The organism is Micromonospora sp. MH33, from assembly GCF_003013775.1.
Classification (GTDB): domain Bacteria; phylum Actinomycetota; class Actinomycetes; order Mycobacteriales; family Micromonosporaceae; genus Micromonospora; species Micromonospora fulviviridis.
Genome location: NZ_MUYZ01000001.1, coordinates 14,248 through 39,626 on the forward strand (window position 1 = coordinate 14,248; position 25,379 = coordinate 39,626).

26 protein-coding genes and 1 pseudogene are annotated in these 25,379 nt (G+C 68.3%); 14 read left to right on the forward strand and 13 right to left on the reverse strand.

What is annotated here, in order from left to right:
• Window positions 1-91: 91 nt before the first annotated feature.
• From B0E53_RS00060 to hutH, 5 genes are all read right to left on the reverse strand, one after another.
• On the reverse strand, window positions 92-865 hold the full coding sequence (locus B0E53_RS00060) for an alpha/beta fold hydrolase (protein ID WP_146167518.1): 774 nt from the start codon (window positions 863-865) through the stop codon (window positions 92-94).
• Between the two features lie 8 nt (window positions 866-873).
• The gene (locus B0E53_RS00065; protein WP_107074014.1) at window positions 874-1,641 is read right to left on the reverse strand and encodes an amino acid ABC transporter ATP-binding protein; all 768 of its coding nucleotides are present in this window, start codon (window positions 1,639-1,641) and stop codon (window positions 874-876) included.
• On the reverse strand, window positions 1,638-2,531 hold the full coding sequence (locus tag B0E53_RS00070; RefSeq protein ID WP_210405825.1) for an amino acid ABC transporter permease: 894 nt from the start codon (window positions 2,529-2,531) through the stop codon (window positions 1,638-1,640). Before B0E53_RS00070 ends, B0E53_RS00065 begins: the two co-directional genes overlap by 4 nt.
• A gap of 247 nt (window positions 2,532-2,778) precedes the next feature.
• Window positions 2,779-3,696 (reverse strand): ABC transporter substrate-binding protein, encoded by a 918-nt coding sequence (locus B0E53_RS00075; RefSeq protein ID WP_168215148.1) that lies wholly within the window; start codon window positions 3,694-3,696, stop codon window positions 2,779-2,781.
• A gap of 584 nt (window positions 3,697-4,280) precedes the next feature.
• Window positions 4,281-5,810, reverse strand: a complete 1,530-nt coding sequence (gene hutH, locus B0E53_RS00080) for a histidine ammonia-lyase (RefSeq protein ID WP_107074017.1) — start codon at window positions 5,808-5,810, stop codon at window positions 4,281-4,283.
• 211 nt (window positions 5,811-6,021) lie between these two features.
• Between hutH and B0E53_RS00085 the strand changes: the two genes are divergently transcribed.
• Window positions 6,022-7,074 (forward strand): NADP-dependent oxidoreductase, encoded by a 1,053-nt coding sequence (locus B0E53_RS00085; RefSeq protein ID WP_246835122.1) that lies wholly within the window; start codon window positions 6,022-6,024, stop codon window positions 7,072-7,074.
• A gap of 21 nt (window positions 7,075-7,095) precedes the next feature.
• Here the strand turns inward: B0E53_RS00085 and B0E53_RS00090 are convergent, their stop codons facing one another.
• On the reverse strand, window positions 7,096-7,953 hold the full coding sequence (locus tag B0E53_RS00090; protein WP_168215149.1) for a MurR/RpiR family transcriptional regulator: 858 nt from the start codon (window positions 7,951-7,953) through the stop codon (window positions 7,096-7,098).
• A 456-nt stretch (window positions 7,954-8,409) separates the two neighbouring features.
• Here B0E53_RS00090 and B0E53_RS00095 point away from each other — a divergent pair, with 456 nt between their 5' ends.
• Window positions 8,410-8,784, forward strand: coding sequence for an SCP2 sterol-binding domain-containing protein (locus tag B0E53_RS00095; RefSeq protein WP_107074019.1), 375 nt, complete (start codon window positions 8,410-8,412; stop codon window positions 8,782-8,784).
• Window positions 8,781-10,802, forward strand: coding sequence for a glycogen debranching N-terminal domain-containing protein (locus B0E53_RS00100; RefSeq protein ID WP_107074020.1), 2,022 nt, complete (start codon window positions 8,781-8,783; stop codon window positions 10,800-10,802). The genes B0E53_RS00095 and B0E53_RS00100 overlap by 4 nt, the downstream gene beginning before the upstream one ends.
• Here the strand turns inward: B0E53_RS00100 and B0E53_RS00105 are convergent.
• Window positions 10,799-12,112: an MFS transporter gene (locus tag B0E53_RS00105; RefSeq protein ID WP_107074021.1), complete on the reverse strand. Its 1,314-nt coding sequence runs from the start codon at window positions 12,110-12,112 to the stop codon at window positions 10,799-10,801. The genes B0E53_RS00100 and B0E53_RS00105 overlap by 4 nt on opposite strands.
• A gap of 167 nt (window positions 12,113-12,279) precedes the next feature.
• On the opposite strand from B0E53_RS00105, the pseudogene B0E53_RS00110 reads away from it, so the two are divergent.
• Window positions 12,280-12,576, forward strand: a pseudogene (locus tag B0E53_RS00110) (IS5/IS1182 family transposase); the annotation flags it as partial.
• 106 nt (window positions 12,577-12,682) lie between these two features.
• Here B0E53_RS00110 and B0E53_RS00115 read toward each other — a convergent pair.
• On the reverse strand, window positions 12,683-14,047 hold the full coding sequence (locus B0E53_RS00115; RefSeq protein ID WP_107074022.1) for a hypothetical protein: 1,365 nt from the start codon (window positions 14,045-14,047) through the stop codon (window positions 12,683-12,685).
• A 10-nt stretch (window positions 14,048-14,057) separates the two neighbouring features.
• Window positions 14,058-15,152, reverse strand: a complete 1,095-nt coding sequence (locus tag B0E53_RS00120) for a hypothetical protein (protein WP_107074023.1) — start codon at window positions 15,150-15,152, stop codon at window positions 14,058-14,060.
• Between the two features lie 118 nt (window positions 15,153-15,270).
• On the opposite strand from B0E53_RS00120, the gene B0E53_RS00125 reads away from it, so the two are divergent.
• A complete protein-coding gene (locus tag B0E53_RS00125) occupies window positions 15,271-15,945 on the forward strand; it encodes a hypothetical protein (protein ID WP_246835123.1) in 675 nt (224 codons plus the stop codon).
• A 16-nt stretch (window positions 15,946-15,961) separates the two neighbouring features.
• On the opposite strand, the gene B0E53_RS00130 is transcribed toward B0E53_RS00125, so the two are convergent.
• A complete protein-coding gene (locus tag B0E53_RS00130; RefSeq protein WP_210405826.1) occupies window positions 15,962-16,354 on the reverse strand; it encodes a transcriptional repressor in 393 nt (130 codons plus the stop codon).
• Between the two features lie 421 nt (window positions 16,355-16,775).
• On the opposite strand from B0E53_RS00130, the gene B0E53_RS00135 reads away from it, so the two are divergent.
• From B0E53_RS00135 to B0E53_RS00165, 7 genes are all read left to right on the forward strand, one after another.
• Window positions 16,776-17,717, forward strand: coding sequence for a permease (locus B0E53_RS00135; protein WP_246835131.1), 942 nt, complete (start codon window positions 16,776-16,778; stop codon window positions 17,715-17,717).
• Window positions 17,714-18,436 (forward strand): TIGR03943 family protein, encoded by a 723-nt coding sequence (locus B0E53_RS00140; protein WP_107074026.1) that lies wholly within the window; start codon window positions 17,714-17,716, stop codon window positions 18,434-18,436. Before B0E53_RS00135 ends, B0E53_RS00140 begins: the two co-directional genes overlap by 4 nt.
• Window positions 18,437-18,538: 102 nt before the next feature.
• Window positions 18,539-19,489: a metal ABC transporter substrate-binding protein gene (locus tag B0E53_RS00145; protein WP_107074027.1), complete on the forward strand. Its 951-nt coding sequence runs from the start codon at window positions 18,539-18,541 to the stop codon at window positions 19,487-19,489.
• Complete coding sequence (locus B0E53_RS00150) at window positions 19,482-20,252, forward strand: metal ABC transporter ATP-binding protein (protein WP_107074028.1); 771 nt, start codon at window positions 19,482-19,484, stop codon at window positions 20,250-20,252. The genes B0E53_RS00145 and B0E53_RS00150 overlap by 8 nt, the downstream gene beginning before the upstream one ends.
• Before the next feature lie 4 nt (window positions 20,253-20,256).
• On the forward strand, window positions 20,257-21,126 hold the full coding sequence (locus B0E53_RS00155; protein ID WP_107074029.1) for a metal ABC transporter permease: 870 nt from the start codon (window positions 20,257-20,259) through the stop codon (window positions 21,124-21,126).
• Window positions 21,123-21,953, forward strand: coding sequence for a metal ABC transporter permease (locus B0E53_RS00160; RefSeq protein WP_246835124.1), 831 nt, complete (start codon window positions 21,123-21,125; stop codon window positions 21,951-21,953). Before B0E53_RS00155 ends, B0E53_RS00160 begins: the two co-directional genes overlap by 4 nt.
• The gene (locus B0E53_RS00165; RefSeq protein WP_168215150.1) at window positions 21,950-22,234 is read left to right on the forward strand and encodes a metalloregulator ArsR/SmtB family transcription factor; all 285 of its coding nucleotides are present in this window, start codon (window positions 21,950-21,952) and stop codon (window positions 22,232-22,234) included. The genes B0E53_RS00160 and B0E53_RS00165 overlap by 4 nt, the downstream gene beginning before the upstream one ends.
• A 484-nt stretch (window positions 22,235-22,718) precedes the next feature.
• Here the strand turns inward: B0E53_RS00165 and rpsN are convergent, their stop codons facing one another.
• Genes rpsN through rpmB form a run of 3 tightly spaced genes read right to left on the reverse strand, consistent with a single transcriptional unit; the run spans window position 22,719 to window position 23,429 of the window.
• Window positions 22,719-23,024, reverse strand: coding sequence for a 30S ribosomal protein S14 (rpsN, locus tag B0E53_RS00170; RefSeq protein ID WP_107074031.1), 306 nt, complete (start codon window positions 23,022-23,024; stop codon window positions 22,719-22,721).
• A 1-nt stretch (window position 23,025) separates the two neighbouring features.
• Entirely contained in the window at window positions 23,026-23,193 is a 168-nt protein-coding gene (rpmG, locus tag B0E53_RS00175; protein ID WP_013287204.1) for a 50S ribosomal protein L33, read from the reverse strand.
• Complete coding sequence (rpmB, locus tag B0E53_RS00180) at window positions 23,193-23,429, reverse strand: 50S ribosomal protein L28 (protein WP_107074032.1); 237 nt, start codon at window positions 23,427-23,429, stop codon at window positions 23,193-23,195. Before rpmB ends, rpmG begins: the two co-directional genes overlap by 1 nt.
• 260 nt (window positions 23,430-23,689) lie before the next feature.
• Here rpmB and B0E53_RS00185 point away from each other — a divergent pair, with 260 nt between their 5' ends.
• Together B0E53_RS00185 and B0E53_RS00190 are read left to right on the forward strand one after the other, a co-directional pair.
• Window positions 23,690-25,021, forward strand: a complete 1,332-nt coding sequence (locus B0E53_RS00185) for a GTP-binding protein (protein ID WP_107074033.1) — start codon at window positions 23,690-23,692, stop codon at window positions 25,019-25,021.
• A complete protein-coding gene (locus tag B0E53_RS00190; RefSeq protein ID WP_107074034.1) occupies window positions 25,018-25,281 on the forward strand; it encodes a type B 50S ribosomal protein L31 in 264 nt (87 codons plus the stop codon). Before B0E53_RS00185 ends, B0E53_RS00190 begins: the two co-directional genes overlap by 4 nt.
• Window positions 25,282-25,379: the final 98 nt, after the last annotated feature.

Below are 25,379 nucleotides of genomic sequence, written 5' to 3' on the forward strand. Positions count from 1 at the left end.
CCTCGAGCACCAGGACATGCCCGCAGAGGCGCAGGCGGTAACGGCGGTGCCGTCTTCCACATTCGACCGTGACGTCACTCGCGGACAACGCTCACGGGCCTAGGAAGAAGTCGACCAGAAGATCCGAGACGGTCGTGGGCTGCTCGAGGGGTGCAGCATGTGCCGCACCAGAAACGCACTGGAGAGCCCCGCGCGGCAGCCCTCGAGCGAGCTCGGCCGACTTGCGCTCGGGGACGAGCTGATCGTGCTCGCCCCACAGCGCGAGAGCACGGATGTCCATCCGCGGCAGGTCGGGGGAGACGTCGTAGGCGGCGAGAGCCTCGCACGCCCACGCATAACTACGGTCGTCGGCGCGACGAAGTTCCTCGATCATCAACGCCGCTCGCTCGCCGCGGTGCTCTCGCGTCGCCGGCGCGAACCAGCGCTGCAGCGATCCCGCCGCCAGCGCTTCAGTCCCTTCCGAGCGCACCAGGGCAGCCCGCTCAGCCCAGGCCGCTGGTGCGTCGACGTTGGCGCCGGCAGAGATGACCGCAACCGCGTCGACGCGCTCGGCATGCCGGAGGGCCACGTCCATCCCCACGGTGCCACCGATGGAGACACCCGCGTACAGGAACTTGGAGACCCCTCGTGCGCCAAGCTGACCGACCACTGCGCCGGACAGGTCGCTGATGGTGAACGCACCGTCTGCGGCAGGCGAGGCGCCGTGTCCGGGCAGGTCCCAGGTGATGACACGGAAGTGTCTTGCGAGCAACGCGGCCGCGTCGGCCCAGAGGGCGGATGACGTACCCAAGGAGTGGCCGAGGACCAGGCACGGAGCATCCGTGGCGCCGTGTGGCTCACCGAGCGTGATCTGCAGGTTGATCATACCGACCCTCACTTCACGTGGTTCAGGAAGTTCTTCGTGCGCTCGGATGTCGGCGAATCGATCAGCTTCTTGGCCTCGTCGATCTCGACGATCCGTCCCTGGTCCATGAAGGCAACCCGATCGGCGACGTCCCTCGCGAACCGCATCTCGTGGGTCACCACGATCATTGTCATCCCCCGCTCAGCCACGCGACGCATCACCGACAGCACCTCCCCGACGAGTTCGGGATCCAGGGCGCTCGTCGGCTCGTCGAACAGCATGAGCTTCGGCTCCATGGCCAGCGCGCGGGCGATGGCGACACGTTGCTGCTGCCCACCGGAGAGATGGCGCGGGTACGAGTTCTGCAGGTGCGCCAGTCCGACGTCAGACAAGCACGCCCGCGCGCGGGCGAACGCCTCGCTTCTTGCGAATCCCCGGACCTTGACAAGGCCGATGGCCACGTTCTCGAGCGCTGTCAGATGGGAAAAGAGGTTGAAGTGCTGGAAGACCATGCCGATGCGCTGGCGGTACCTCGCGATCTCGGCCTCGCTGGGCTCGTGAAGCTCCCCGTTCTTGACCGTCGCGCCCGCGAATTCGTTCTCTACCTGGATGTAGCCGCCATTGATCTGTTCGAGGACGTTCACGCAACGAAGCAGCGTACTCTTTCCTGAGCCTGACGGTCCGATCAGACACAACACCTCTCCGGGCATGACGTCGAGGTCGATGCCTTTGAGGACTTCGATTTCGCCGTAGCACTTCCGCACGTCCCGGATGGTCACAAGTGGCTGCTGCTTCACTTCGACGCCTCCCCGACTCGAGATTTCATAAATTTCCGCTGCGGTCCTGCGGACAGGGAGTACTTCTTCTCGAGGAAGTGCTGACCCAGGGTCGCCAGCATGACGATCGTCAGGTACCAGAAGCTGACCACCAAGAGGAGCGGGATGACCTTGAAGTTGGAGCCATAGATCTGCTGGGCACGGGTGAGGAGGTCACCTCCACCGATGACTGCGACGAGCGAGCTCGCCTTGAGGAGGCTGATGAACTGGTTGCCCGTCGGGGGAATAATGACCCTGATCGCCTGTGGGATGACGATGGTCCGCATGGTGAGGCCACGGCTCATTCCCAGGACCTGGGCCGCCTCACGCTGACCGGGAGGCACCGACATGAAGCCCGCACGGATGATCTCGACCATGAAGGCGCCCTCGTGCAAGGAAAGGCCGATGATGGCGGCCGTGAAACCGGTGATGAGGGTGTTCGTATCCCAACTGGCTGCACCGAACCCGACTCGCGGGATGAAGAGTGCCGCGTTGAAGCAGATCAGAAGGAGAACAAGGAGCGGCAGCCCTCGGAACAACCCAACATATGCCTTGACGAAGGTGCGGAAGACGGGGTTCCGGGACTCACCGAGAAGGGCGAGCATGCATCCGATCAGCACTGCGATGAGCTGGGATAGCAATGAGAGCTTGATCGTCATCCACAAGCCCTCCATGATGGGATCGGCGAAGAGGTAATCTCCTACGACATCCCATTCCAGCTTCTCATTGGTCACGAACCCGTAGACGAGAAAACCCAGGATCACAACCGCGACAAGCCCACTGATCCAGTAGCTCGGGTGTCTGCGTGGCCGGGGTTTCGCGAAAGGATCTCGCACTTCGACATCAGCTGCCGGGTGTGTCACGTGTGTCACGGTTCACCTTCTTTTGTTTCTCGTTAGCGATGATCCGAGAGGCGTGGTTGATGTCCGAGGTCGATGCTTCTCGTGTGCTCGCGACAGACGGCCGGCCTGAACGGTCGGGTTTGCGCTAGAGCCAGTCTGGCCGCCGGTCTGACGCGGCGCGATGTCCGCGCCGCGTCAGACCCGCGTCCCGCGAGTTCACGACAACGCATCAAAAGGTCATCGATACGCTCGGGGCGACGCCCACATCGGCGCTAGGTCAGGAGCCGCACGCCCCGCAGACCTTCGGCAGCTCGAGGGGACGCTCGGTCGCCAGGTTGATGCCGGGCTTGTCCAACGCGATGTCGTTGAGGTCCCACTTCGACATGATCTTGCCGTAGGTGCCGTCCTCGATGATCGCCTCGAGCGCACCGAGCAGGGCCTTGGCGGTTCCGTCGGCCTCAGGGCCTACCACGATGCCGACGTAGGTGCGCGACAGAAGCGGGCTCGGGATGATCTCGAAGTGGCCGCCGCTGGCCTTCGCCTGCCACACTCCAGTCGCGGTGTTGGTGAAGGCGAAGTCGATCCTGCCGGACTGCAGTGCGGTGTTCTGGTCGCCGGCGGTCGGGAAGTTGGTGATCTGCAGCGCGCCCTTGCCCTCCGACTCGCAGTTTTTCGAGAACAGCTCGGCGTCTTCGACGAACTCGGTTCCGGTCTGAACGCCCGCCTTCAGCCCACACGTGGTCAGGGGGTTCTTCGTGATGCCGTGCTTGTTCTCCGACGTCGTGATGACGCTCTTGGTGGCGTAGGCATAGTCGACGAACTTTACCGTCTTCTGACGCTCCCGGTTGTCGGTGATGCACTCCATCGCGGCATCGAACCGACCGCTCTGAACTCCGGGCAGCAGGCCGTCGAAGGCGATCGCCGGCTGGCGGATCTCGACGCCAAGTCGCGGCGCCATCGCCATCAGGATGTCGTGGTTGAAGCCATCGATCTTTCCGGACTCGTTGGTGAAGTCGCACGGCGGGTACTGGGGATCGGTGGCCACGGTGAGGATGCGCGAGTCGCGCACCTTCTGCGGCAGCAGCTCATTCAGCTTCGGGACGAGCAGGGCGCTGTCCTTCGACGTGTCGGCCTCCGCCCCGCAACCGCTCACGAGGAGCACGGTGGCGGCAAGCAGGGAGAGGGTGGCGGTCACTACACGGCTTCTCGGCATCGTTGGCTCCTGGTGGGCTGCTCAGGGCTGAACATGAAAGAAATCATTCAGCGCTGGCGGAACGGTATCCTCTTCCATGCAGCACGGCAACCCCCCTCGCGCAGGCGATCTGAGGATGGTTCGCAGGCGCAACACAGCCGTCTTCAAGTCGTCCTTCTGAGCGACCTTTGGGTGACCGGCCAGGCGCGGCGCGTGACGGTGGGACGGGTCGAACCGTCCGTGGCGGCGGCCGGCCGAGAGCCGGAATCGACCGCGACGGTAGGCGTCTGGCCCAGAACTACTCGGCTCACCGCCAACTCCGAAGCCATGATCAAAACCGCGATGTTCGACTCATGGCGATACTCGCCGGCCAGAACATTCGCTGGAGCAACGCCGCCGAATGCGAAGCCGCCCGACGCAGCAACGCCGAACGGCTTATCGTGGCGTAGTCATCCAGTTACCCGATGGCCTCTGCGGGCGACCAGAGCCCACGAGCATCGCAGAAACGACGCGAGGGGGGTGGGCGCGCCACGCGTGCCCACCCCCTGGCGAGGCCCACCATGCGGCAGGGGTGGAGAGCTGTCGGGTCAGGCGATAGCTTCCAGTCGGCCACCGACAATCTCGATGAACACCCCGTCGAGGACCTCCGCGGCAACGGCCTCCATCTCCCCCGCCATGATTCGGTCGTCCTCGAGGAACTCGGCCTTGGAGCGGACAAGGTCATAAGTGGGGCGATTCGCCGGCGCCGCAGTCCCGCCGTTCCTCAGGTCCAGGCCCTGGGCAGCACACAGCAGTTCGATCGCGATGATGTACGCCGCGTTGCGCACCATGGGCCCAAGCCGCACGGAAGCATGCGTCGCCATGCTGACGTGATCCTCTTGGCCGGCGGAGGTCGGAATGCTGTCGACGCTGTTCGGAGTCGCCTTGGCGCGATTCTCTGCGACGAGCGCGGCACTGGTGACCTGAGCCATGATGAACCCGGAGTTCAGACCCGCGTTGCCCACCAGGAACGGCGCCAACCCGCTCATGGAGGCATCCATCAGCATTGCCTGGCGGCGTTCGGAGATCGACCCGATCTCGCAGATCGCCATGGCGATGATGTCCGCCGCGTAAGCGATGGGCTGGCCGTGGAAGTTCCCGCCCGACAAGACGACACCATCGTCGGGGAACATCAGTGGGTTGTCGGAGACCGCGTTAACCTCCTGCTCGATCGTGCGCGCGGCGAACGTCAGGAGGTCCAGCGCTGCCCCCATTACCTGTGGCTGGCAGCGTAGGCAGTAGGGGTCCTGGAGCCGACGTCCCTCGAACTCCACGTCGAGGACCGAACTGTCGGCGACCAGACGCCGCAGGAGCCCTGCGACCCGGATCTGGCCAGCGTGCCCGCGGATCTGCTGGATGCGGTCGTCGAGAACGACCTGTCGGCCCGCCGTCGCCTCCAGCGTCAGCGCACCTGCGGCCAGGCCGGCGTTGAACACGGCCTCGACGCCGAATAGTCCGCGCAGGGCGATGGCGGTGGACGCCTGGACTCCGTTGAGGAGTGCCACCGCCTCCTTGGGGCCCAGTTCGACGGGAGTCAGTCCGACCTTCGCGAGACCCTCTACAGCGTTGTAGGTGACGCCGTCGATCCGGACACGGCCCTCTCCCATCAGTGCGCCGGCGAGGTGCGCCAGCGGTGCCAGGTCTCCTGACGCTCCAACGGAGCCCTGCGTTGGGATGACAGGCAGCACGTCCGCGTTGATCAGGTTCATGAGCATCTCCGCGGTCTCGACGCGGATGCCGGAGTGCCCGCGAGCAAGACCGATGAGCTTGATGACCATGATGGCGCGGACCGTCTCGTCGGGAAGCGGGTCACCCACCCCGACCATGTGCGACAGCACCGACCGGCGTTGCAGCTCCACGAGGTCCGAAGGTGAGATCCGTCGGTCCGCCAGCTTTCCAAAGCCGGTGTTCACCCCATAGACCACATCTCCTCGGCTGATCGCGTCCAGGATCACCTGGTGCGCACGTCGCAGGTTCTCCACTGCCTGAGGAGCGAACGCTACCTGGACAGGACCCCGGAATACGGGACGAAGCGTCTCAAGGCTCAAATGCTCGCCGGTGATCGTGATGGTGCTCACGATGATCAATCCTCCTGTTAGCTGATCTCTTGAGGCTCACATTCGACGGTCGACCCAGCGACGGGAGCGACGGCAGCGACGGGTCGCCCGGCGACTGGCGCCCTCGACGTCGAGCGAGGACCCTGCCCTGGTTGCAGAAAAGCATTCACTTGCCTCGGGCACCGTATCCTGCTCTATACAGTGCGGGCAACCTCCAGTTATGTTGGCCCGCGTGACCCAGACCCAGTCCCGTGCCGTCGTCCTCGCCTCGCGACCCGTCGGCGAGCCCGTCCGCTCGAACCTTCGTCTCGAGACGCGCGAGCTCCCGGCCGTCGGCGACGGCCAAGTGCTGCTGAGGACGATCTATCTCTCGCTGGACCCGTACATGCGTGGCCGGATGAACGCATCGCGCTCCTACGCCAAGCCGGTGGAGGTCGGCGAGGTAATGGAAGGCGGTACCGTCTGCGAGGTCCTCGAGTCGGCGTCGTCTTCCTTCAGCCCGGGAGACATCGTCCTCGCGCACTCCGGCTGGCAGACCCATGCGGTGCAGGACGGTCAGTCCCTGCGCAAGGTCGACCCGGCCAAGGCACCCATCTCAACCGCGCTCGGGGTGCTCGGCATGCCAGGTTTCGCGGCGTACGTCGGACTCACCGAGATCGGGCGCGTCCGCGCGGGCGAGACGCTCGTGGTGGCGGCCGCTACGGGGGCCGTCGGGTCCGTCGTCGGCCAGATCGCCAAGATCCAGGGTGCCCGTACCGTCGGCATCGCGGGCGGCGCCAGCAAGGTGGCATGGCTGCGCGAGCTGGGATTCGACCTCGCCCTCGACCATCGATCGCCCACCTTCGAGAACGAGCTGGGCGAGGCCGTTCCGGACGGAATCGACATCTACTTCGAGAATGTCGGCGGCGCCGTGTGGGACGCCGTCTTCGATCACCTCAACGATTTCGCACGGGTTCCCGTCTGCGGCCTGATCTCTCAGTACAACGAGACGTCCGCGCCGACGGGACCCGACCGGCTCCCGCAGCTAATGAGCGCGATCAACATCAAGCGACTTGTCGTCCGCGGCTTCACGCAGCGAGACTTCATCTCGACCCACTACGCCGACTTCCAGCGCGACATGTCGGCCTGGCTTTCGGACGGTCGGATCAAGTACCGAGAGGATTTCGTCGACGGGCTCGAGAACGCCCCTGACGCGTTTTTCGGTCTCCTGAGGGGGAAGAACTTCGGGAAGCTCATCGTCAAGGTCGCCGACGACCCCACGCGCCCCGCACCGCCCGTGCCGTGATGGGCTGGCCGCCGGCCTCGGTCACTCCTCGAAGACCACGAGGTCGGTGGCGTGTCGTTCAAAGCGCTCGAGCCCGTCCTGTGAGGCTCCGGGGTTGGAGTCTGCCATGGCGTGAAGGAGCGCGGACGAGGCGATGTTCATCGTTGCGGACGTGTCGAAGAGCAACCCACTCCCGAACCTGACGGTGATGAGCTCATCGGTCTCGTGCCCGACGGTCGCAAACGACTCGTCACTGAGAACCGCAACCTTGAGCCCGATCTGTCTCGCGTAACGCATCAGGTCACAGGCCTCTCTCGGGTAGCGCGGGAGGATGAACGCCAGGCACCAAGTGCCCCCCTCCGCCGCCGCACGAGCAAGGCTCTCCTTGGCCTCTGTGTCGCCGCGGTCGATCACAGAGATGTTCGGGTGCACCTTGGCACCGAGGTAGGCAAAGTGCTGGGCGAACGAACGCGAGATTCGCAGCCCGATGACCGGCAGCCGCTGCGAGGACATGAGGGCGGACCCGACCCGAGAAATCTGCTCTTCGAGGGTGGCCGACTGGCCGAGCCACTGAAGATTGGCCACCTCGGCCCCGATCGCCTCGGCCAAAGGACTCGCGCTGTCGCCTGCGGGCGATAGTGCCGACATCTCAGAGCGGGCCCACTTCTGGAGCGCTCGCTTGAAGTCCGAGAACCTGGCGTAACCGAGCGCGGCCGCGAACCGCGAGACCGAAGGCTGGCTGACGCCGACCTGCCGCGCAATGCTCTCGCTGGTAAGGAACGCCGCTGCATCACGATGATCGATCACATAGCGCGCGATTCGTCGTTGCGCAGGCGATAGCCGGGCGTTGGTCAACCGCTCATAGACGTCGGCCGACACCGCGGCCGCAGTGGCGGTCATTTCAAGCATCTCCTAGCGCAGATGAAACACGAGCAGGCGGGCGGGGCGCCTCGCCAGCAAGGAAGGCCTGCCTTCTCAAGCAAGCGATACGCGACAGCCGACCCGCCAAGCAAGCTGCATAGCTCCATGCATACTACCAGGGTTTGGTATGCACCACTCCAACGGATGACCTGACCCTGATTCTTCGCTGATTCTCGCGGGCCTGACGTCGGTCGACGACCTGGCCACCGGCATCGATGCATCAATCGCCCGGGTGGGCTCCCCGCTCTGTGTCAGCCCGGCCGAGGCGAAGGAACGTCCTCGACCCTGCCCCGGCCGATATCACCCAACCCGGGTGATGCGCACCCACCCTGGTCGGGGCGATGCTGCCACAGTCCTGGATTCGACGTCTCGGATGCCGGCTAGCCGCCGGCGCCAAACGGCCCTAGTCGGGGCGGGTCGAGAGGGGAAGACCTGATGGCGGATCCCATCGCAGAGTTTTTCGCCGGGGTCGTACGCCGCAGGTACGACCGGCTCAAGCAGGTCACGGGCACGATCCGCTTCGACCTCGTACGAGATCATCACACCACCCACTGGCTCATGACGATCGAGAAGGGGGACGTCAGAATGTCCCGGGAAAACCGCCGCGCCGACTGCACCGTCCGGCTCGACGAGGCGTTGTTCGCGCGCATCGTACGCGGCGAGGCGAACGTCTACGCGGCCTGGCTGCGTAACGAGATAAAGGTCGTGGGCCGGCTGTACATGCTCGACCTCTTCCAGCGGGTCCTTCCCGGGCCACCTGAAGCCGGGGATCCCCGACCGGTCGCGCGACGCGGAGAGCTGCGGCGATGAGCGAGGACACGGTCAGGATCCTGAACGGCAACACCTTCGTGGTCAGCGACAGGTGCGGCGACATCATCGCGTCTCCGGAGTTTCCGACCGGTCTGTTCTCGTTCGACACCCGATTCCTGTCGAAGTGGGAGTTGAGCGTCAACGGCGAGCGCCTCCAGGCGCTGTCAGTCGACGATCTGCAGTATTTCGAGACACGTTTCTTCCTGGTCCCGGGCAAACCGACCCACTACGTCGACGCCAAGGTGTCGGTCATCCGCCAGCGCTCGGTCGGCGGTAGCTTCGACGAGCAACTGACGGTGCTCAACCACAGCCGTGAGCCGGTGAACCTCATCATCCGGCTAGAGATCGAGAGCGACTTCGCCGACCTGTTCGAGATCAAGGATGTGAGGAAGAAGAAGGGCAACGTGTACGTCCGGCCCGAGCACGGGCGCCTGCGGCTGGGCTACGAACGGGAGACCTTCCGGCGGGAGACATTGGTCTCGTCGACCGCACCCGGCACGTTCGACGAAAGCGGGGTGACCTTCGATGTCCGCATCCAACCGCACGGCAAGTGGGTGACCTGGCTGCGCGTGGCGACGCTGGGAACGCGCGGAAGCGAGATCCGCCGTAGCATGCACGGCCAGCCCGGTACCACCAAACGGCAGATGCGCCGGGAGTTGGAGAGTTGGCTGGCGCGGGCGCCTGAGCTCACGTGCCAGCACGAGCCGCTTCAACAGTCGTACCGGCGCAGCCTGGTCGACCTCGCCGCGCTCCAGCTCTCGCCGCTCATCCTCGGTGCGAGCAACGTACCTGCGGCCGGCCTGCCGTGGTTCATGACCATCTTCGGGCGCGACAGCATCCTCACCAGCCTGCAGACGCTGCCGTTCACGCCGGAACTTGCCGCCAACACGCTGACGCTGATGGCGAGCATGCAGGGCAACAAGCTGGATGACTTCCGGGACGAGGAACCAGGCAAGATCATGCACGAGTGGCGGTACGGGGAGTCGGCGGCGTTCGAGGAGCAGCCGCACACCTCGTACTTCGGCACCGCCGACGCCACGCCGCTGTTCGTGATCCTGCTGGACGAGTACGAGCGCTGGAGCGGCGACAGCCGCCTGGTCGGGCTGTTGGAGCCGGAGGCCCGGGCCGCACTCGACTGGATCGACGAGTACGGCGATCTGCTCGGCGACGGCTACATCCGGTACCAGACCCGGAACGAGCGGACCGGCCTCGTGAACCAGTGCTGGAAGGACTCCTGGGATTCGATTTCCTACCACGACGGGCGCCTGCCGGACTTTCCCCGCGCGACCTGCGAACTCCAGGGGTACGCGTACGACGCGAAGGTGCGGGGCGCCCGGTTGGCACGTGACTTCTGGGGCGACCCGGAATACGCGGACCGGCTGGAGCGGGAGGCCGCCGATCTCCGGGCGCGGTTCAACCGCGACTTCTGGGTCGAGGACGGGGAATTCTACGCCCTGGCCCTGGATTCCGACGGCAGGCCGGTCGACTCACTGTCGTCGAACATGGGGCACCTCCTCTGGAGCGGAATCGTCGATCCGTCGAGGGCGGAGGCCGTCGCGCGGCATTTGCTCGGGCCCCGGCTGTTCTCCGGCTGGGGGGTGCGGACGCTGGCCGTGGATGAGGGGCGCTACAACCCCATCGGCTACCACGTGGGCACCGTCTGGCCGTTCGACAACTCGTTCATCGCCTGGGGGCTGTGGCGCTACGGCTTCCGGGCCGAGGCGGGACGCATCGCCGCGGGCTTGATCGACGCCGCGGAGTTCTTCCACGGCCGGCTGCCTGAGGTATTCGCCGGCTACGACCGGGAACTGACCCGGTATCCCGTCGAGTACCCGACCGCCTGTAGCCCACAGTCCTGGTCGACCGGTACTCCGCTGCTGCTACTGCGCGTCATCCTCGGCCTGGAGCCGGACGGGGACCGGCTGCTGGTCGAACCGGCAGTGCCCAGCGGCATCGGCCGGATCGAGCTGCGTAGCATCCCGGGACGGTGGGGCCACGCGAGCGCGACATCGGGCTAACGCCTGCTAGCGCCGCGATGATCCACATCGCCAAGGCGCTCCGGCTTCTGCCAGCGAGGCAGTAGGGCGACGACCGTGATCCCGCAGCCGGCCATGATGTACACCGCGGTCACCCAAGGACTACCCGCCTTCGAGTACAACGCCGTCGCGATGAACGGTGACGGTCCCGCCAGCACCGTCCCGGCCAGTTGGTACGAGAGCGCGGCGCCGGTGTACCGCACGCGGGCGTCGAACAGTTCGGCGATAAAACTCGACAACGGGGCGTAGGTGACCGCGCTGCTGACCGCCACCATCAGCACGAGCGCCACGCCGACCAGGAACGGATTCCCGGTGTCGAAGAGCCAGAAGAACGGAAAAGCGAGGACGGCCGTGAAGATCGCGCCGCCGATGATGAGACGCTTTCGGCCCACCCGATCCGAGATCGCCGCCCCGAGCAGGTTCAGTGGCACGGCCACGAGCGCGGCGACGACGATTGAGGACAGCACCGCTTTCTGGGAGATGCCCACTGTCTCGGGGCCGTACGACAAGATGAACACTGTCGCGACGTAGAACGATATGTTCGCCGCGCCCAGGCTCGCGCACCCGATGATCAGACCCCTTTTCTGCGTACGGAAAAGCTGGATCAGCGGTACGACGGGGCGCCGTCCCGACTCCCTGACGTCCCGAAAAGCCGGGGACTCCAGCACGTGCCGCCTGGCGTAGAGCCCGACGAAGAACAACACGACGCTGGCGAGAAACGGGATCCGCCATCCCCAGCTCAGGAATTGCTCCTCCGGAAGCAGACCGACCAGATAAAACGCCCCGTTGGACAGGGCCAGGGCCAGGTAAGCCCCAGCCTGCGGCCAGGCGCCGTAAAATCCCCGCTTCGACGGCGGCGCATGTTCGACCACCATCAACACCGCGCCGCCCCATTCCCCACCCACAGCCACACCCTGCATCAACCGGGTCATCAAAAGTAGCGCCGGCGCCCAGAGGCCGATGGCCGCGTACGTGGGAAGCAGCCCGATACCCAACGTGCCGACACACGTGATCAGCAGCGTCAGAATGAATATAGGTTTTCGCCCGATCCGGTCTCCGAAATGCCCGAACAGCGCTGCGCCGAACGGCCTGGCGACGAACGCGACCCCGAAGGTCGCGAAGGAGGCCAACGTACCGGCGTTCGGACTGAGAGCAGGGAAGAACAACTTATCGAATACCGTGGCGGCCGCCACCCCGAAGAGGATGAAGTCGTACCACTCGATCGTGGTACCAATGAAGCTGGTTAGGGCGACATGCGCCAGATGGGAGCCCCCCTGCCCTTGCTCAGCCACCGTTCTACCTCTCTCAGATCGCCAGCGCGGATCCACCCCGCCCGGGTGCGAAAACACCGATCACAATCTATTTGCGACCCGATCCGCGTTAAATGACCTATTGGCGATTAATGGTCGCACGCCGGCCTCCCACAGCGGCACGTTTGACGAGCTACTGCCCCATCATGCGGGACCAACGGCTGGCCACGAAGAGCAAGAACTACCGGTACTCGACGAACCCGCAGGGTCGCTACGTATCGACGCCAGCACCCGCCTGGTCATCGCTGTCGGCGACCCGCAACCCGGCAACCGCCACGACACGGTCGGTCTACCGCACCTCCGGCATCGACCAGAGCCGGGCGGCCCACCCTGGCTGACGGCGCCCACCACGGCAACTCCGAGGTGATCATCCCGTAACCGCAAACCCGTCTACGGCAGCGATCTGCCGGTGGAAGAGAGACCTCAACACCCAGCACCGCACGATCCGCGACCATCGGCAGCGACACCAACACGCCGACGTCGGACTTCAGATCGGCCACGGTGACGCCCGGGTGGGCCAGGACCTGCCGGGCTGCGGCCACCGTAGCGGGATCAGCAGCCACGGCCACCTCCTGCCACGATGGTTTCCACCGCCCAGGCGACGTTGGCCATCTCGTCGCGGAACATCCGCACCTCCTCGACCGGGTCGGCCTCCTGGGTGTCGGCGAGTGCCGGTGCGACCAGCAGGCAGTCCGAGCGGCCGTTGGTGAGGGTGGCCTGAGGCCCGGTGACGGTGTGCCGGAAGAGCGACCAGTCCTGGCCGTCGCCGGGCAGCGCCCCGGCGACGCGGACGAGAGTGCGGAAGCCGAACGTGTCGGTGACCACCACCGACCGGATCTTGAGAACGGAGCCGACCGGCGCCGTCAGGGGCGCGAGATACCAGTCGTTGCTGTATACGGTGGCGTAGTCGACCAGCAGCAGGCGCGCCAGGTCGCTGGGTTCCGCCTCGACCTGGCCGAAGTCCACCCGGGCGTCTTCGAACTCCCACCAGCGGGGAGCAGGCATGCCGGGATAGGCAGCCGGGGTGGGCAGGACGGTCTGCACGATGTCGCCGATCTGGTTCACTGCCGGCAGCCGGGTAGCCGTGTCGACGCTGAAGGAGTACCAGTCCAGCCGGCCGCCGTCGTATTCGCTGGCGGAGAGCACAGTGTCGTTGTCGCCGAAGCGGGCCGAGACGTCGAAGCGGTACTCCATCCGGGCCGGCTGCCAGGCGGCCGGTGCGGTGGTGACGGCGCTGGCGGCCAGGCCTGGGGTGAACGCTTCGGGCAGCCCGTCGCCGGTGCCGCTGCCGATCCCGGACAGGTCGAGCCCGAGCGTGTCCAACCAGGCCAACCACGTGCTCGCGCAGCTGATCAGCGCCGGCAGCAGCGCCGGCGGTACCAGCACCCCGGGCGGCGGGGTGCCATTCTGCACCAGGTTACGCATCGCCGGCAGGAGCAGCGCGCCGCTGGCGACGCGCCGAGAGAGCACCGACAGCCAGCGCCGGGCGGCCGCGTCCAGGTTGGCCGCCGCCGGGCCGTCCACGGACAGCGGGTACGCCTCGACAAACAGCGACGCGTACCCCGCCAGCCTGTCCTGGTCGGCGAGCAGCCGCAGGAAGTGCTCGCCGGTGCGGGCGGCGTGCGGCAGCTCGGTCAGTCGCCCGACCGCCCCGGCCTCGACGACGGTTTCCAGGGGGCGTCCCTGTGGGAACGGCTGCGGGGAGCCGCCGGCGGGCCGGTAGGAGGTCACCGGGGCGCTCTGCGCCCGGATCCGCACGGACGCCGGGGAGCCGGCGTCCTCGCCGGTGAACTCGCCGAGCTGCCACTGACGGGCCAGCAGCCAGAGCGGGTCGTATACCCGGGCCTGCAGGCCGGGAGCCAGATCGTCGCTGCGGGCGCCCGGTTCGAGTCGGGTCCACGAGGTTACGGAGGACATGGGCAGCTCCTCAGCCGGCCGAGACGGTGCGGGTGAAGTCGGTCGCGCCGGTCGCGCCGTCGACGTTCATCGGGAAGTACAGCGCGGGAAGGAACTGGCCGACCTCGCCAAGGGTGGCCACGTCCACCGCCCGCATCGGGGCGAGTTCGAGCGTCTCGACCAGGGTCCGTTCCAGTGCGTCGCGGGTCCAGGTCGGCGCATTGTCGGCGGGAACCGCCAGCAGGATCGCCTGCGGAGCGGCCTGCCCGGGTGACTCCGCATGGAATGCCAGGCCGGTGGTCTGGACCTCGTCGGGCAGGACCTCCACCCACTCGTCGACCACCAGACCGCAGACCTGCATCGCCGGGTCGAACCCGGCGGGCGCGTCGACCACCACGGACAGCCGCGACGTGTCGGGGCGTTTGCCGGCCAGCTTCAGCGCGAGCCACCGGTCGTCGCTCTGGTACGGCAGCTGCGCGACCCGCAGCGTCGCCACCTGCTCGGGGCGGACCGCCCCGGTGTACCGGCGTACCGTGTCCAGCCTCTGCACGCCGGGCCGGACCAGGGCGGCGTCGGCGAGCCAGTCGACGACCGCGTGCCGGTTGCCGCCCTGCACGGCGGTACTGCCCGCCAGCGCGGTGCTCAGTTCGGCGGGCCGGCCCAGGGTGAACCTCGGTAGCACCCGGAAGTTGGCGCCGAATACCGCGCGCAGCCGGGCCACGTGGTGATCGCGGATCTGTTCGGGGTCGGCCCCCGCCTCGGTGGTGAGGGCATTGAGCGCCGCCAGCCGACTGGCGACCTCGGTCCTCACGGTGCGGGTCCGCGCGAGCACCGTCTCATCGGTGGCGGCCGGACCGGCGTATGCGCCGGCGACGCCGATGCCGGCGGCGAGGGTCAACGCGGCGCGCAGCACCGCCGGGTCGGCCGAGGCCAGGTCGGCCCCCAGTTGGTCGAGGAGCCCCGCCGCGGTGTCGGCGCGGGTGGCCAGCGAGGGGTCGACCACCACGTCCGGCACCCCGGCGGGGTCGACGTCGGCGCCACGCAGGTCCGCGGGGACCAGCGGGCGGGCCGAGGCGAGCAGGGCGCGTACCGCTCGGGTGATTTCGACGAACTCGTCCAGGGCCACCGTGTCGGGGGTCCAGTCGGGAGCCCGCCCGGGCAGTACGCGCAGCCTTGCGCTTGTCCTGGCCTGATTCGGGGCTGTAAGACGAACGGTGTAACTCCTGATCACCGAGCAGCACCTGATGTCCGAAGAAGCGACGATCACCGTGGATACTGCCGCGGTGCGGTTGGCGGTCACCGGCGAGTTCGCCACGGAAGATCTCGGCGTGGCCTGCTACCACTCGAAGGTGGGGGCGGTGGAGCTGCTGCTCAATCACATGCCCGACGGGCCTGGCGAGTACGTCGTGGTGGACATGGCCGCGGGCGCGGGCTCGTTCGCCTCCGGGCTGTTCACCCGCTTCGACCGCACGGTACTGGTGTGCGAGCCGACGGTGCGCAGCGTCGGGGTCTACCGGCAGTACGCCGGCTACGCCCGTGACTACGGCGTGGCCCTGTCGGTGGCCGGGAACAGGGTCGAGGACGCCGGCGACGTGGAGTTCCTCCGCGAGCACGTCGGCGGCGACCTGTTGACCTGGTTCAGCAGATCCGGTTACGTGCGGCGGGCGGAGCGGGGCACGGTCGGCCCGCTGGCCGAGCTGGAGCCCGCCAACCAGGCAGCCCTCGCCAAGCTCGTGGAGGCGGTGGACGACACCGTGCAGGACTGGACGGCCTTCACGCGGTGGGCGCATGAGTTCCACCGGCGCAACGCCGCCGCGTGGGCCAACGAGCGCGCCGGGGCGGATCTCACCGATCAGATCGATCCGGAGTTTCGCATGGGACCGCAGGCGGTTAGCCAGCCTGCGGTGGTGGGCGTCTGATTCAGAGCAGCGCCGGTCAGGCGGCGCACTTACCGCAGGTGCCGAAGATCTCCAGGGTGTGACCGACGTCGGTGAAGCCGTGCTGGCTGGCAACCTGGTCGGCCCACCGCTCCACGGCGGGCCCGGCGACCTCGACCGCGCGGCCGCACTCCCGGCACACCAGGTGATGGTGGTGCCGGCTCTGACTGCACCGCCGGTACAGATATTCCCCACCCGGCAGCCGCGTCGAGTCGATCTCGCCGCTGTCGACCAGCATCTGCAGCGTTCGGTAGACGGTGGTCAGGCCGACCCGCGCCTTGCGGTCGACGAGCATCTGGTGCAGCTGCTGCGCGCTGTGGAAGCCCTCCACCTCGCGCAGCAGCGCCAGCACCTCGGCGCGCTGCCGGGTGTTGCGGGTCGCACTGGGCATTGCCTCGGTCACCGTCCGCCGTCTCCACTCGTCACGGCGCCTGTCTCGGCGCCCGATTCCTTTTCTGCCCGTGGCACTGGTGGTCACGTGACATCGGAACCCATTATGCATTGCGCATATGTTCACTCCCCGTGTGTTCGCCGGCGTGTGCGTGGTCCAGCGCATGGAGCCACGGCAGGACCCGCGGCGCAATCGGCGCCGTGAACAGATCGCCATTCGCGATGCCCGCCCCCGGCTCCCTCCAGCGATGCGCGTCACCCGTTTTGAACTCTCTGCGACGGGGTGATCACATTAGGATGCGATCGTTGACCGGAGAAGGTGATTCGTCCTGAGCACGAGCGAGCCCGCAGCCGACGTCACGCCAACCGTTTCGGCGACCCCAGGCCTCCCGCCCGCCGTCCCCCATCGCAGGGACCGGGCGATCGGCTCGGTCGAGGTGTTGGTCGCCCTGCTCATCCTGGTCGGCATCCTGCACCGGCAGGTCGGCGCACTGGTTTCCGACCCGCGTCTGCAGACGTGGCTGACGGTGTTCGTGTCGGTGATGGTGCAGGCGATGCCGTTCCTCGTCTTCGGGGTGGTGTTGTCGGCTGTCATCGCGGTGTTCGTACCGCGCTCGTTCTGGGCCCGGGCCCTGCCTCGCCACCCGGCGCTCGCCGTGCCGGTCGCCGGCGTCGCCGGGGTGGTGCTGCCCGGCTGCGAGTGCGGCTCGGTGCCGATCGCCGGGTCGCTGATCCGGCGCGGGGTTACCCCGGCTGCCGCGTTGGCGTTCCTGCTCGCCGCGCCGGCGATCAACCCAATCGTGCTCACCGCCACCGCGGTCGCCTTCCCGCGCAACCCGGAGATGGTCGCCGCTCGGGGTGGCGCCAGTCTGGTGGTCGCCCTGTTGATGGGATGGTTGTGGCTGCGGCTGGGCCGCACGGATTGGATCCGCCTGCCGCACCACGCCCACCTCGACGGGCTGCCCCGGATGACGGCGTTCTGGACCGCCTGCCGGCACGACATCATCCACGCCGGCGGCTTCCTCGTCGTCGGCGCCATGGCCGCGGCCACCATCAACGTGGCCGTACCGCAGCGGATCCTGCACGACCTGGCCGCCCGGCCGGTGCTGTCGGTGCTCGCGCTCGCGGCGCTGGCCGTGCTGCTGTCGATCTGCTCCGAGGCGGATGCGTTCGTCGCCGCGTCGCTGTCCCAGTTCTCCCTGACCGCCCGGCTGGCCTTCCTCGTCGTCGGTCCGATGGTCGACCTGAAACTCGTGTCCATGCAGGCCGGCATCTTCGGGCGGCGGTTCGCCGTCCGGTTCGCACCGGCCACCTTCGCCCTCGCCGTGCTCGTTGCGGCCACGGTCGGGACGGTGATCTGGTGAATCGGGCCTCGCAGGCGGTGGTGATGTTCTTCCTCGGCGGCGCGATCCTGCGCGCCAGCATCACCGACCTGTACCTACGCTACGTCAAACAGGGACTGCGACCATTCCTCATCGCCGCCGGAACACTGCTGGTCATCACCGCAGTGGTTGCCCTCGTGCAGGAGCTGCGACATCTCAACCGGCCCGCGGCCGGGCCGGACGACGACGGGCACGGGCACGGCCGGTCCGGCCCAACGGTCGGCTGGTTGTTGCTGCTGCCGGCGCTCGCCCTGCTCTTCATCGTCCCGCCGGCACTCGGCGCCGACACCGCCTCACGCGCCGGCTCCGCCCTGACCGACAACCGCGACGTCGCCTACCCACCCCTGCCGCCCGGCGACCCGGCCGACCTCACCCTCCTCGACTACGGCTACCGGGCGGTCTATGACCACGGCCGGACCCTGCAGGACCGGCGCATCCAGTTGACCGGCTTCCTCGCTCCCGAGCCGGACGGGCAGCCCATGCTCGCGCGCATCGTGCTGTCCTGCTGCGCCGCCGACGGCGTCCCCGTCAAGATCGGCCTGCGCGGCCAGGTGCCGCAGGCGCCGGTGAACACCTGGGTACGGGCCACCGGCCGGTGGATCCCGCACACCACCAAGGACCCCATCAACGACGCCGACGTCCCCTACTTCGAGGTGAGTACCTGGGAGAAGATCACCGCGCCCGCGGAACCGTACGAGTAGGACCGGCGATGGTTGCATGGGTGTTGATATGAGCACCTGACAGCTAGACGCGCTTATTGGAAATGACTACCGTTCCGCTCATCCAATGAGCAAGGAGCGGTAGTGAACCTGTCCATCCGTACGCTCGGCACCGTCCTGGCGATAGCGACGATCGCCGCCGCCGCCGGCTGCGGCGCCGACACCGACACCGGCACCGCGACCGCTGCGAAGAACGGCACTCTCGCGGTGGTCGCCACGACGCCCGAGGTCGCCGACTTCACGCGCAACGTCGGCGGCGACGCCGTCATCGTCACCCAGATCATCAAGCCGAACGTCGACCCCCACGACTACGAGCCCACCCCCGCCGACCTCCAGGCTTTCGGGGCCGCCAAGCTCGTCATCAAGAACGGCGTCGGACTCGAGGAATGGCTCGACGACACCATCTCCTCGGCCGGCTTCAAGGGCACCGTCGTCGACACCTCACAGGGAGTGGCCCTGCGCAAGGGCGACCCCGGCGACGAGGAGATGAAGGACGGCGACCCGCACATCTGGCACAACCCCCGCAATGCCAAGATCATGGCGGAGAACATCGAGAAGGCCCTCGTCACCGCCGACCCCGGCCACGCCGACGCCTACCGGGCGAACTTCCAGGCGTACGCGGCGAAGCTGGACAAGCTCGACGCGGACAACGAGCGCAAGTTCGCCGCCCTGCCGGCGGACGCCCGCAAGCTGGTCACCAACCACGACGCGTTCGGCTACTACATCGACCGGTACCAGCTGCAGTTCATCGGCGCGGTGATCCCCAGCCTGGACACCAGCGCCGAACTGTCCGCCACCCAGATCAACGGCCTGGTGGCGAAGATCAAGGCCACCGGCACCAAGGCGATCTTCAGCGAGAGTTCCCTGCCGCCCAAGGCCGCCGAGGCGATCGCCCGGCAGGCAGGCGTGAAGGTGGTCGGCGGGGAGGACGCCCTCTACGGCGACAGCCTCGGCCCCGAAGGCACCCCCCAGGGCACCTACCTGGGCGCCGAGGAACACAACACCGACACCATCGTGGCAGCCCTCGGTGGCTGAGCCCACCGGCGCGCCGGTAGCCGATCTCGCCCTGCACCTCGCGCAGGCGGACGTCGGCTACCGGCGCCGCGCCGTCCTCACCGACGTGAATCTCACGGTGGCGCCCGGTCAGATCGTCGCCCTCGTCGGCGCCAACGGCGCCGGCAAGTCCACCCTCATCAAGGCCGTCGTCGGGCTCGCCGACGTCCTTGCCGGCACGATCACCGTCGCCGGACGGTCGGCGCGGCAGGCGCGCGGCGCGGCCGCCTACGTGCCGCAGGTCGACACCCTCGACGCGGACTTCCCCGTCACCGCCGCCGACGTCGTGCTCATGGGCCGCTACCGGCCCACCCGCTGGCTACGGCAAATCCGTGCGACCGACCGCGCCGTCGCCGCCGACGCGCTGGAGCGAGTCGGGCTGGCCGACCGCGCACGCAGCCGCTTCGGGCTGCTGTCCGGAGGCCAACGCCAGCGGGTCCTGCTCGCCCGCGCCATCGCCGCCCAGGCCCGACTGATGCTGATGGACGAGCCCTTCAACGGGCTCGACGTCACCAGCCAGGACGTCATCGTGACGCAACTGCGGGACCTCGCCGCCGCCGGCACCGCCATACTTCTCAGCACCCACGACCTGCGCCTGGCCCGCCACCTCGCCGACACCGCCTCCCTCATCCACGGTGGCCGCGCCGTCACCGGCCCCACCGAACAGATCCTCGCGGAGCTGCCCGGCACCTACGGCTACGGCAGCCAGGCCGCCGACCTGCACGCCGCGCGGCCCGGACGGTAACGCCATGAGGGATCTCGTCGCGCCGTTCAGCGTGCCGTTCATGGGCCGCGCCCTCGCCGAGCTGCTCCTGCTCGCCGTGGTGTGCGGGCCGGTCAGCGTGCTGGTCTTCCTGCGCCGGCTGGCCTTCGTCGCCGACGCGCTGACCCACACCGTCTTCCCCGGCTTGGTCATCGGATTCCTCGTCGCCGGCTGGACCGGCATCGCTGGCGGCGCGCTCGTCGCCGCCCTGCTGACCGCGGTCGCGCTCACCGTGCTGACCCGCTGGGGGCGGCTCAGTGACGACACCACGGTGGCTGTGCTGCTGACCGCCATGTTCTCTCTCGGCGTGGTGCTCGTGTCCCGTCAGCACTCCTACACCAGCGACCTGACCGCGTTCCTGTTCGGCCGGCTGCTCACCGTCACTCCCGCTCAGCTCACGCAGACCGCCGTGCTGGCCGCGATCGTGCTCACCGGCCTCGCCGTCACCGCCCGGCCGCTGGTCCTGCGGGCCTTCGACCCCATCGCCGCCGCCACCGCCGGGTACCGCCTCACCCTGCTCGATCTCGGGCTCAACACGGCCGTCGCGCTGGTCGTCGTCGCCGCCGTGCAGGCCGTCGGCACGATCCTGGTGATCGCCCTGCTCATCGTGCCCGCCGCCACCGCGCGCCTGCTGACCGACCGGCTCGCCGCCATGGCCGTGATCGCCACCGCCGTCACCGGCCTCGCCGCGTACTTGGGCCTGCTGGCCAGCTGGACCGCCTCCGTCCGATACGGCGTCCGGCTCACCTCCGCCGCCGCGGTGGTGCTCATCCTCATGGTCTGCTACCTGCTCGCCCTGCTCGCCGGCCAGCTCCGCCGCCGGCCGCACCCACCTGCTGTGACGGTGACCCGGTGAGCTGGCTACTGCAGGACACCTTCGGCCGCGCCCTGGTCGAAGCGGTCGCCGTCGGGGTGCTCACCGGGCTGGTCGGCGTGCACGTCGTGCTGCGCCGGCTGTCGTTCTTCACCATGACCATGGCCCACGCCACGTTCCCCGGCGTGGTCGCCGCCGCCATCCTCGGAATCAACATCTACCTCGGCGGCGTGGTCGCCGGGCTGCTGACCGCTGCCGCCGTCGCCGCGCTGGCGCGTACCCGCGGCCAAGAGGCCACCGCCGCAACCGGAGTGATCCTCTCCGCCGGCTTCGCGCTCGGCGTCGCGCTGGTCGCCACGCAGAACGGTTTCAGCCGGGACCTGTCCGCCTTCCTCGTCGGCTCGATCCTCACCGTCACCACCGAGAACCTAGTCGTGACCGTCGCCCTGGTGGCGCTCACCGCGACCGCGCTCGCCGTCGGCGGCCGGCACCTGCTGTACGTCGGTTTTGATCCCGCCGGCGCCCGCGCCGCCGGGTACCGCGTCCGGCTGTTCGATTTCGCTCTCCTGCTGCTGGTCGACCTCGTCGTCGTCGCGATCGTGCCCGCCGTCGGCACCATCCTCGCCCTGGCTCTCATCGTCGCCCCCGCCGCGGCCGCCCGCGCCTGGACCGGCCGTCTCGCCCCCATGACCGCTCTCGCCGCCATGCTCGGCGCCGGCAGCGCCGCCGCCGGGCTGTGGTTCTCCCGACTGTGGGATGTCGCCGCCGGGGGCAGCATCTCGCTGACCGCCGCTGCCGTCCTGCTCGTGTCGCTGGCGGCGTACCGCCTGCGCGACGGGTTCCGCGCGATCTTCCTCACCGCGTCGTGACCGCAGCGCCCGCCTCGATTGAGGAGATCAGCGAGCTGCTACGCACCATCGCCCACCCGGCGCGCATCCGCATCCTGCAGCAGCTCACGCGAGCCGACGCGTGCGTCACCGAGCTCTCGGACGCGCTGCAGCTACCCGCCTCGCACGTGTCGCACCAGCTTCGGCACCTGCGCCACGCCCGCCTCGTACGTCGCTACCGCCAGCAGGGCCGGATGCAATACGCGCTCACCAGCGTCCCCGCCGTCTCTCTCGTCCTGGCCGTGCTCAAGCACTACAGGTGAGCGTGCCGGGCGTCAACGGGCTCGACGCGGAGGGACTGTCGACGGGGCGTGGCTCCTCGCCTGGCCCGGCGAGGAGCCACGCCCCGTCCGGGTTGTCCCACCGGACGAGTCTCGACCATGCAGAGTCGCCGTGGGACTACCGGCGCCTCCATCCGCGCGTCCCGATCGAGGAGTTCCGCTGTGGCGGCCGGTCACGGCTTACTCACCGCTCCTGCAGCTGACCCACACGCTTCGGATGCGTTGGCAGCCGCAAGGACGAGGGCCCGCGCCGATACCGGCGCGGGCGTTCACAAGGGCCGGCGACAGCACCATCCTTCCGGCGGTCAAGACTGCCGCCGGCGCGAACACCACGTCGGCGGCCCTCCTCCCAGTCAATGAAATCCGTCCGTGTCTCGCGCCCTACGGCCTGGTCATTCCTCGTCCTGCACCCGCATCAAACGCGCCGACGTCGTCGATTCGGACGTCAGCGCCGCGATTGGCGTCATCACCAGGACGCCTTGCGGATCCCCGGCAACTCACCCCGCAGCGCCATCTCCCGGAACCGCACCCGCGACAATCCGAAACGGGTCAGCACGCCTCGCGGCCGGCCGTCGACGACGTCCCGGTTGCGCAGCCGCACCGGGCTGGAGTCGCGGGGCAGCCGCGCCAGCTGGCGGACGGCCTCTTCCCGCACCGCCGGGTCGGTATCCGGGTGGGCGATGGTCCGCTTCAGCTCGGCGCGGCGCTGTGCGTAGCGAGTGACCAGGTCGGCACGGCGGGCCTGCTGGTTGGCGAGGCTCTTTCGTGCCATGTCAGCGCGCCTCCCGGAACTCGACGTGCCGGCGGACGACCGGGTCGTACTTGCGCAGCACCAGCCGGTCGGGGTCATTGCGGCGGTTCTTGCGGGTGACGTACGTGTAGCCGGTGCCGGCGGTGCTGCGCAGCCGGACGATCGGGCGGACGTCGGTCTGCCGGGCCATCAGACCGCCACCCCCCGGGCGCGCAGCTCCGCGACGACCTTTTCGATGCCCTTACGGTCGACGGTCTTCAGCGCCTTGGCGGTCAGCGTCAGGCGGACCCAGCGTCGCTCCGAGGGCAGCCAGTAGCGGTGGTTCTGCAGGTTGGGGTTCCACCGGCGGCGGGTGCGCCGGTGGGAGTGGGACACGGCGTTGCCGAAGCTCGGCTTCGCGCCGGTGACAGCACAGCGACGGGACACACGTACTCCTTCAGGAAAGGGTTCTCCGTAACGACAATCGTTTTCATTATTACGTGACCGATCGGACAGCCTCCACCCGGGTCCCGAACGACCTCGTCCGACACCGACGAGCCGAGGCGATACTCGGCGCCGCGTGCAGATCACCAACAGCCACCGGCGCCACCGAGCCACCCCGGCACTTCCTGGGAGAAGACCGCCTGCCACTCGCGGTCGACCATGTGCCTATAATGACAATCGTTTTCAACTAAGTCGAGAGGACTGTGATGTCGACGTCCCCGCTCGCACCGGCCAACGCCGGAGTTCCGGCGTCCGACGCCCGACCGTCGTTGACCGTGCTCAGTGGCTTCTGGCCGTCCGCCACATACGCCGTAGCCCGCAGCCTGCTCGCGGCGGACCCGTCGCTGCTGCTGATCCGGCACGACCTCGCCGGCCTCGGCACCGGCACCGTGCACCGGATCGTGCGCGACAGCGAAGGAGTGCTCGAGGACGAGCGCATCACGCTCGCGCACGGCTGTGTCTCCTGCACCCTGCGCGAGGACGTCCTACCGACCCTCGCGCGGCTGGCGCGTGTCCACCCGCACCGGGATCTTGTGCTGATGCTGCCGGAGGTGGTCGAGCCGGAAGCCGTCGCCGCGGTCTGCGCGCATTGCCTGGTCGACGGCGCGCCGATCACCGACCTGCTGCACGTCGACTCGTACGTCACGGTCGTCGACGCCGAGCACCTGCTCGACGGGCTGGCCAGCACCGACGACCTCAAGACCCTCGGCATCCACGCCGCCGACAACGACGACCGCGGCCTCGCCGACGTCATCGTCCGTCAGATCGAGTACGCCGACACCCTCGTGCTGTGGGGACGGTCCCGGGAGGGCGCGTACGACACCAGCCGGCTGTCGGTGCTGCTGGAGCGCATGGTGCCATGGGCGACTCACGTCCGGGTCAATGGCGACGTCATCGACGCCGGCACCCTGACCCGCCAGCTACGCGGCACCCGCCGGCACCGCCCCGAGACCCCTGGCGTCCTGACCCGGGGCCTGGAGGGCTACCTCCTCGGCGCGCACGAGCCCCATCCCGACTGCGGGGTGGTCTCCGTGGTCTTCCGCGCCCGCCGGCCATTCCACCCTCGACGGCTGCACGACCTCCTCGAGGAGGTCAACGCCGAGGTCATCCGCTCCCGAGGACACGTGTGGCTCGCTAGCCAGCCTGAGACGGTGATCGCCTGGGACTTCGCCGGCGGCGGCCTCAGCCTCGGCTCCCTCGGCCGCTGGCTGGCCGCCCTCCCCGACTCGCACTGGGACGAGGCCTCCGACCACCGCCGGCTCGCCGCCGCCCTCGACTGGGACCCCTACTACGGCGACCGCAACCAGCACCTGGTTTTCATCGGCCTGGACCTCGACCCGGCAGCCCTGCACCGCACCCTCGAGGACTGCCTGCTCACCGACGCCGAACTCGCCGACGGCGAAGACGTCTGGCGCAGCTACGACGACCCGTTCACCGGCTGCTTCCCGCTCGCCGACCTCGCGCCGAACGACACCGACACCCACACCGACACCGACACCGACACCGACACCGACACCGAAGGAGAACCCGCATGAAGCCCGACATCCACCCCAGCTACAAGCCCGTCGTCTACCGCGACCGCGCCGCCGACTTCGCCTTCCTCACCCGCTCCACCGCCACCAGCGACCAGACGATCGACTGGACCGACGGCAACACCTACCCCGTCATCGACGTGCAGATCTCCTCCGCCAGCCACCCCTTCTGGACCGGCAAGCAACGCCTGCTCGACACCGAGGGCCGGGTGGAGAAGTTCCGCGCCAAGTACGCCCGCCGCGGACCGCAGCAACCACGATAAGCACGGCGCGCGTCGGCCGGGCGGCGCACGCGCACCGCCTCGTCGGCGCCACCGCAGACGACCGGGCCTGGTACCAGGCCGTCGCCCGCGAGCTGGTC

Bases quoted from the DNA above. Each gene is read 5' to 3' on its own strand.
- B0E53_RS00125 (WP_246835123.1), top strand. From the start codon at position 15,271: ATGTCCGAAGAAGCGACGATCACCGTGGATACTGCCGCGGTGCGGTTG.
- rpmG (WP_013287204.1), bottom strand. From the start codon at position 23,193: ATGGCCCGGCAGACCGACGTCCGCCCGATCGTCCGGCTGCGCAGCACC.
- B0E53_RS00130 (WP_210405826.1), bottom strand. From the start codon at position 16,354: ATGCCCAGTGCGACCCGCAACACCCGGCAGCGCGCCGAGGTGCTGGCG.
- B0E53_RS00115 (WP_107074022.1), bottom strand. From the start codon at position 14,047: ATGTCCTCCGTAACCTCGTGGACCCGACTCGAACCGGGCGCCCGCAGC.
- B0E53_RS00060 (WP_146167518.1), bottom strand. From the start codon at position 865: ATGATCAACCTGCAGATCACGCTCGGTGAGCCACACGGCGCCACGGAT.
- B0E53_RS00155 (WP_107074029.1), top strand. From the start codon at position 20,257: ATGAGGGATCTCGTCGCGCCGTTCAGCGTGCCGTTCATGGGCCGCGCC.
- B0E53_RS00100 (WP_107074020.1), top strand. From the start codon at position 8,781: ATGAGCGAGGACACGGTCAGGATCCTGAACGGCAACACCTTCGTGGTC.
- rpsN (WP_107074031.1), bottom strand. From the start codon at position 23,024: ATGGCACGAAAGAGCCTCGCCAACCAGCAGGCCCGCCGTGCCGACCTG.
- B0E53_RS00095 (WP_107074019.1), top strand. From the start codon at position 8,410: ATGGCGGATCCCATCGCAGAGTTTTTCGCCGGGGTCGTACGCCGCAGG.
- B0E53_RS00090 (WP_168215149.1), bottom strand. From the start codon at position 7,953: ATGACCGCCACTGCGGCCGCGGTGTCGGCCGACGTCTATGAGCGGTTG.
- B0E53_RS00190 (WP_107074034.1), top strand. From the start codon at position 25,018: ATGAAGCCCGACATCCACCCCAGCTACAAGCCCGTCGTCTACCGCGAC.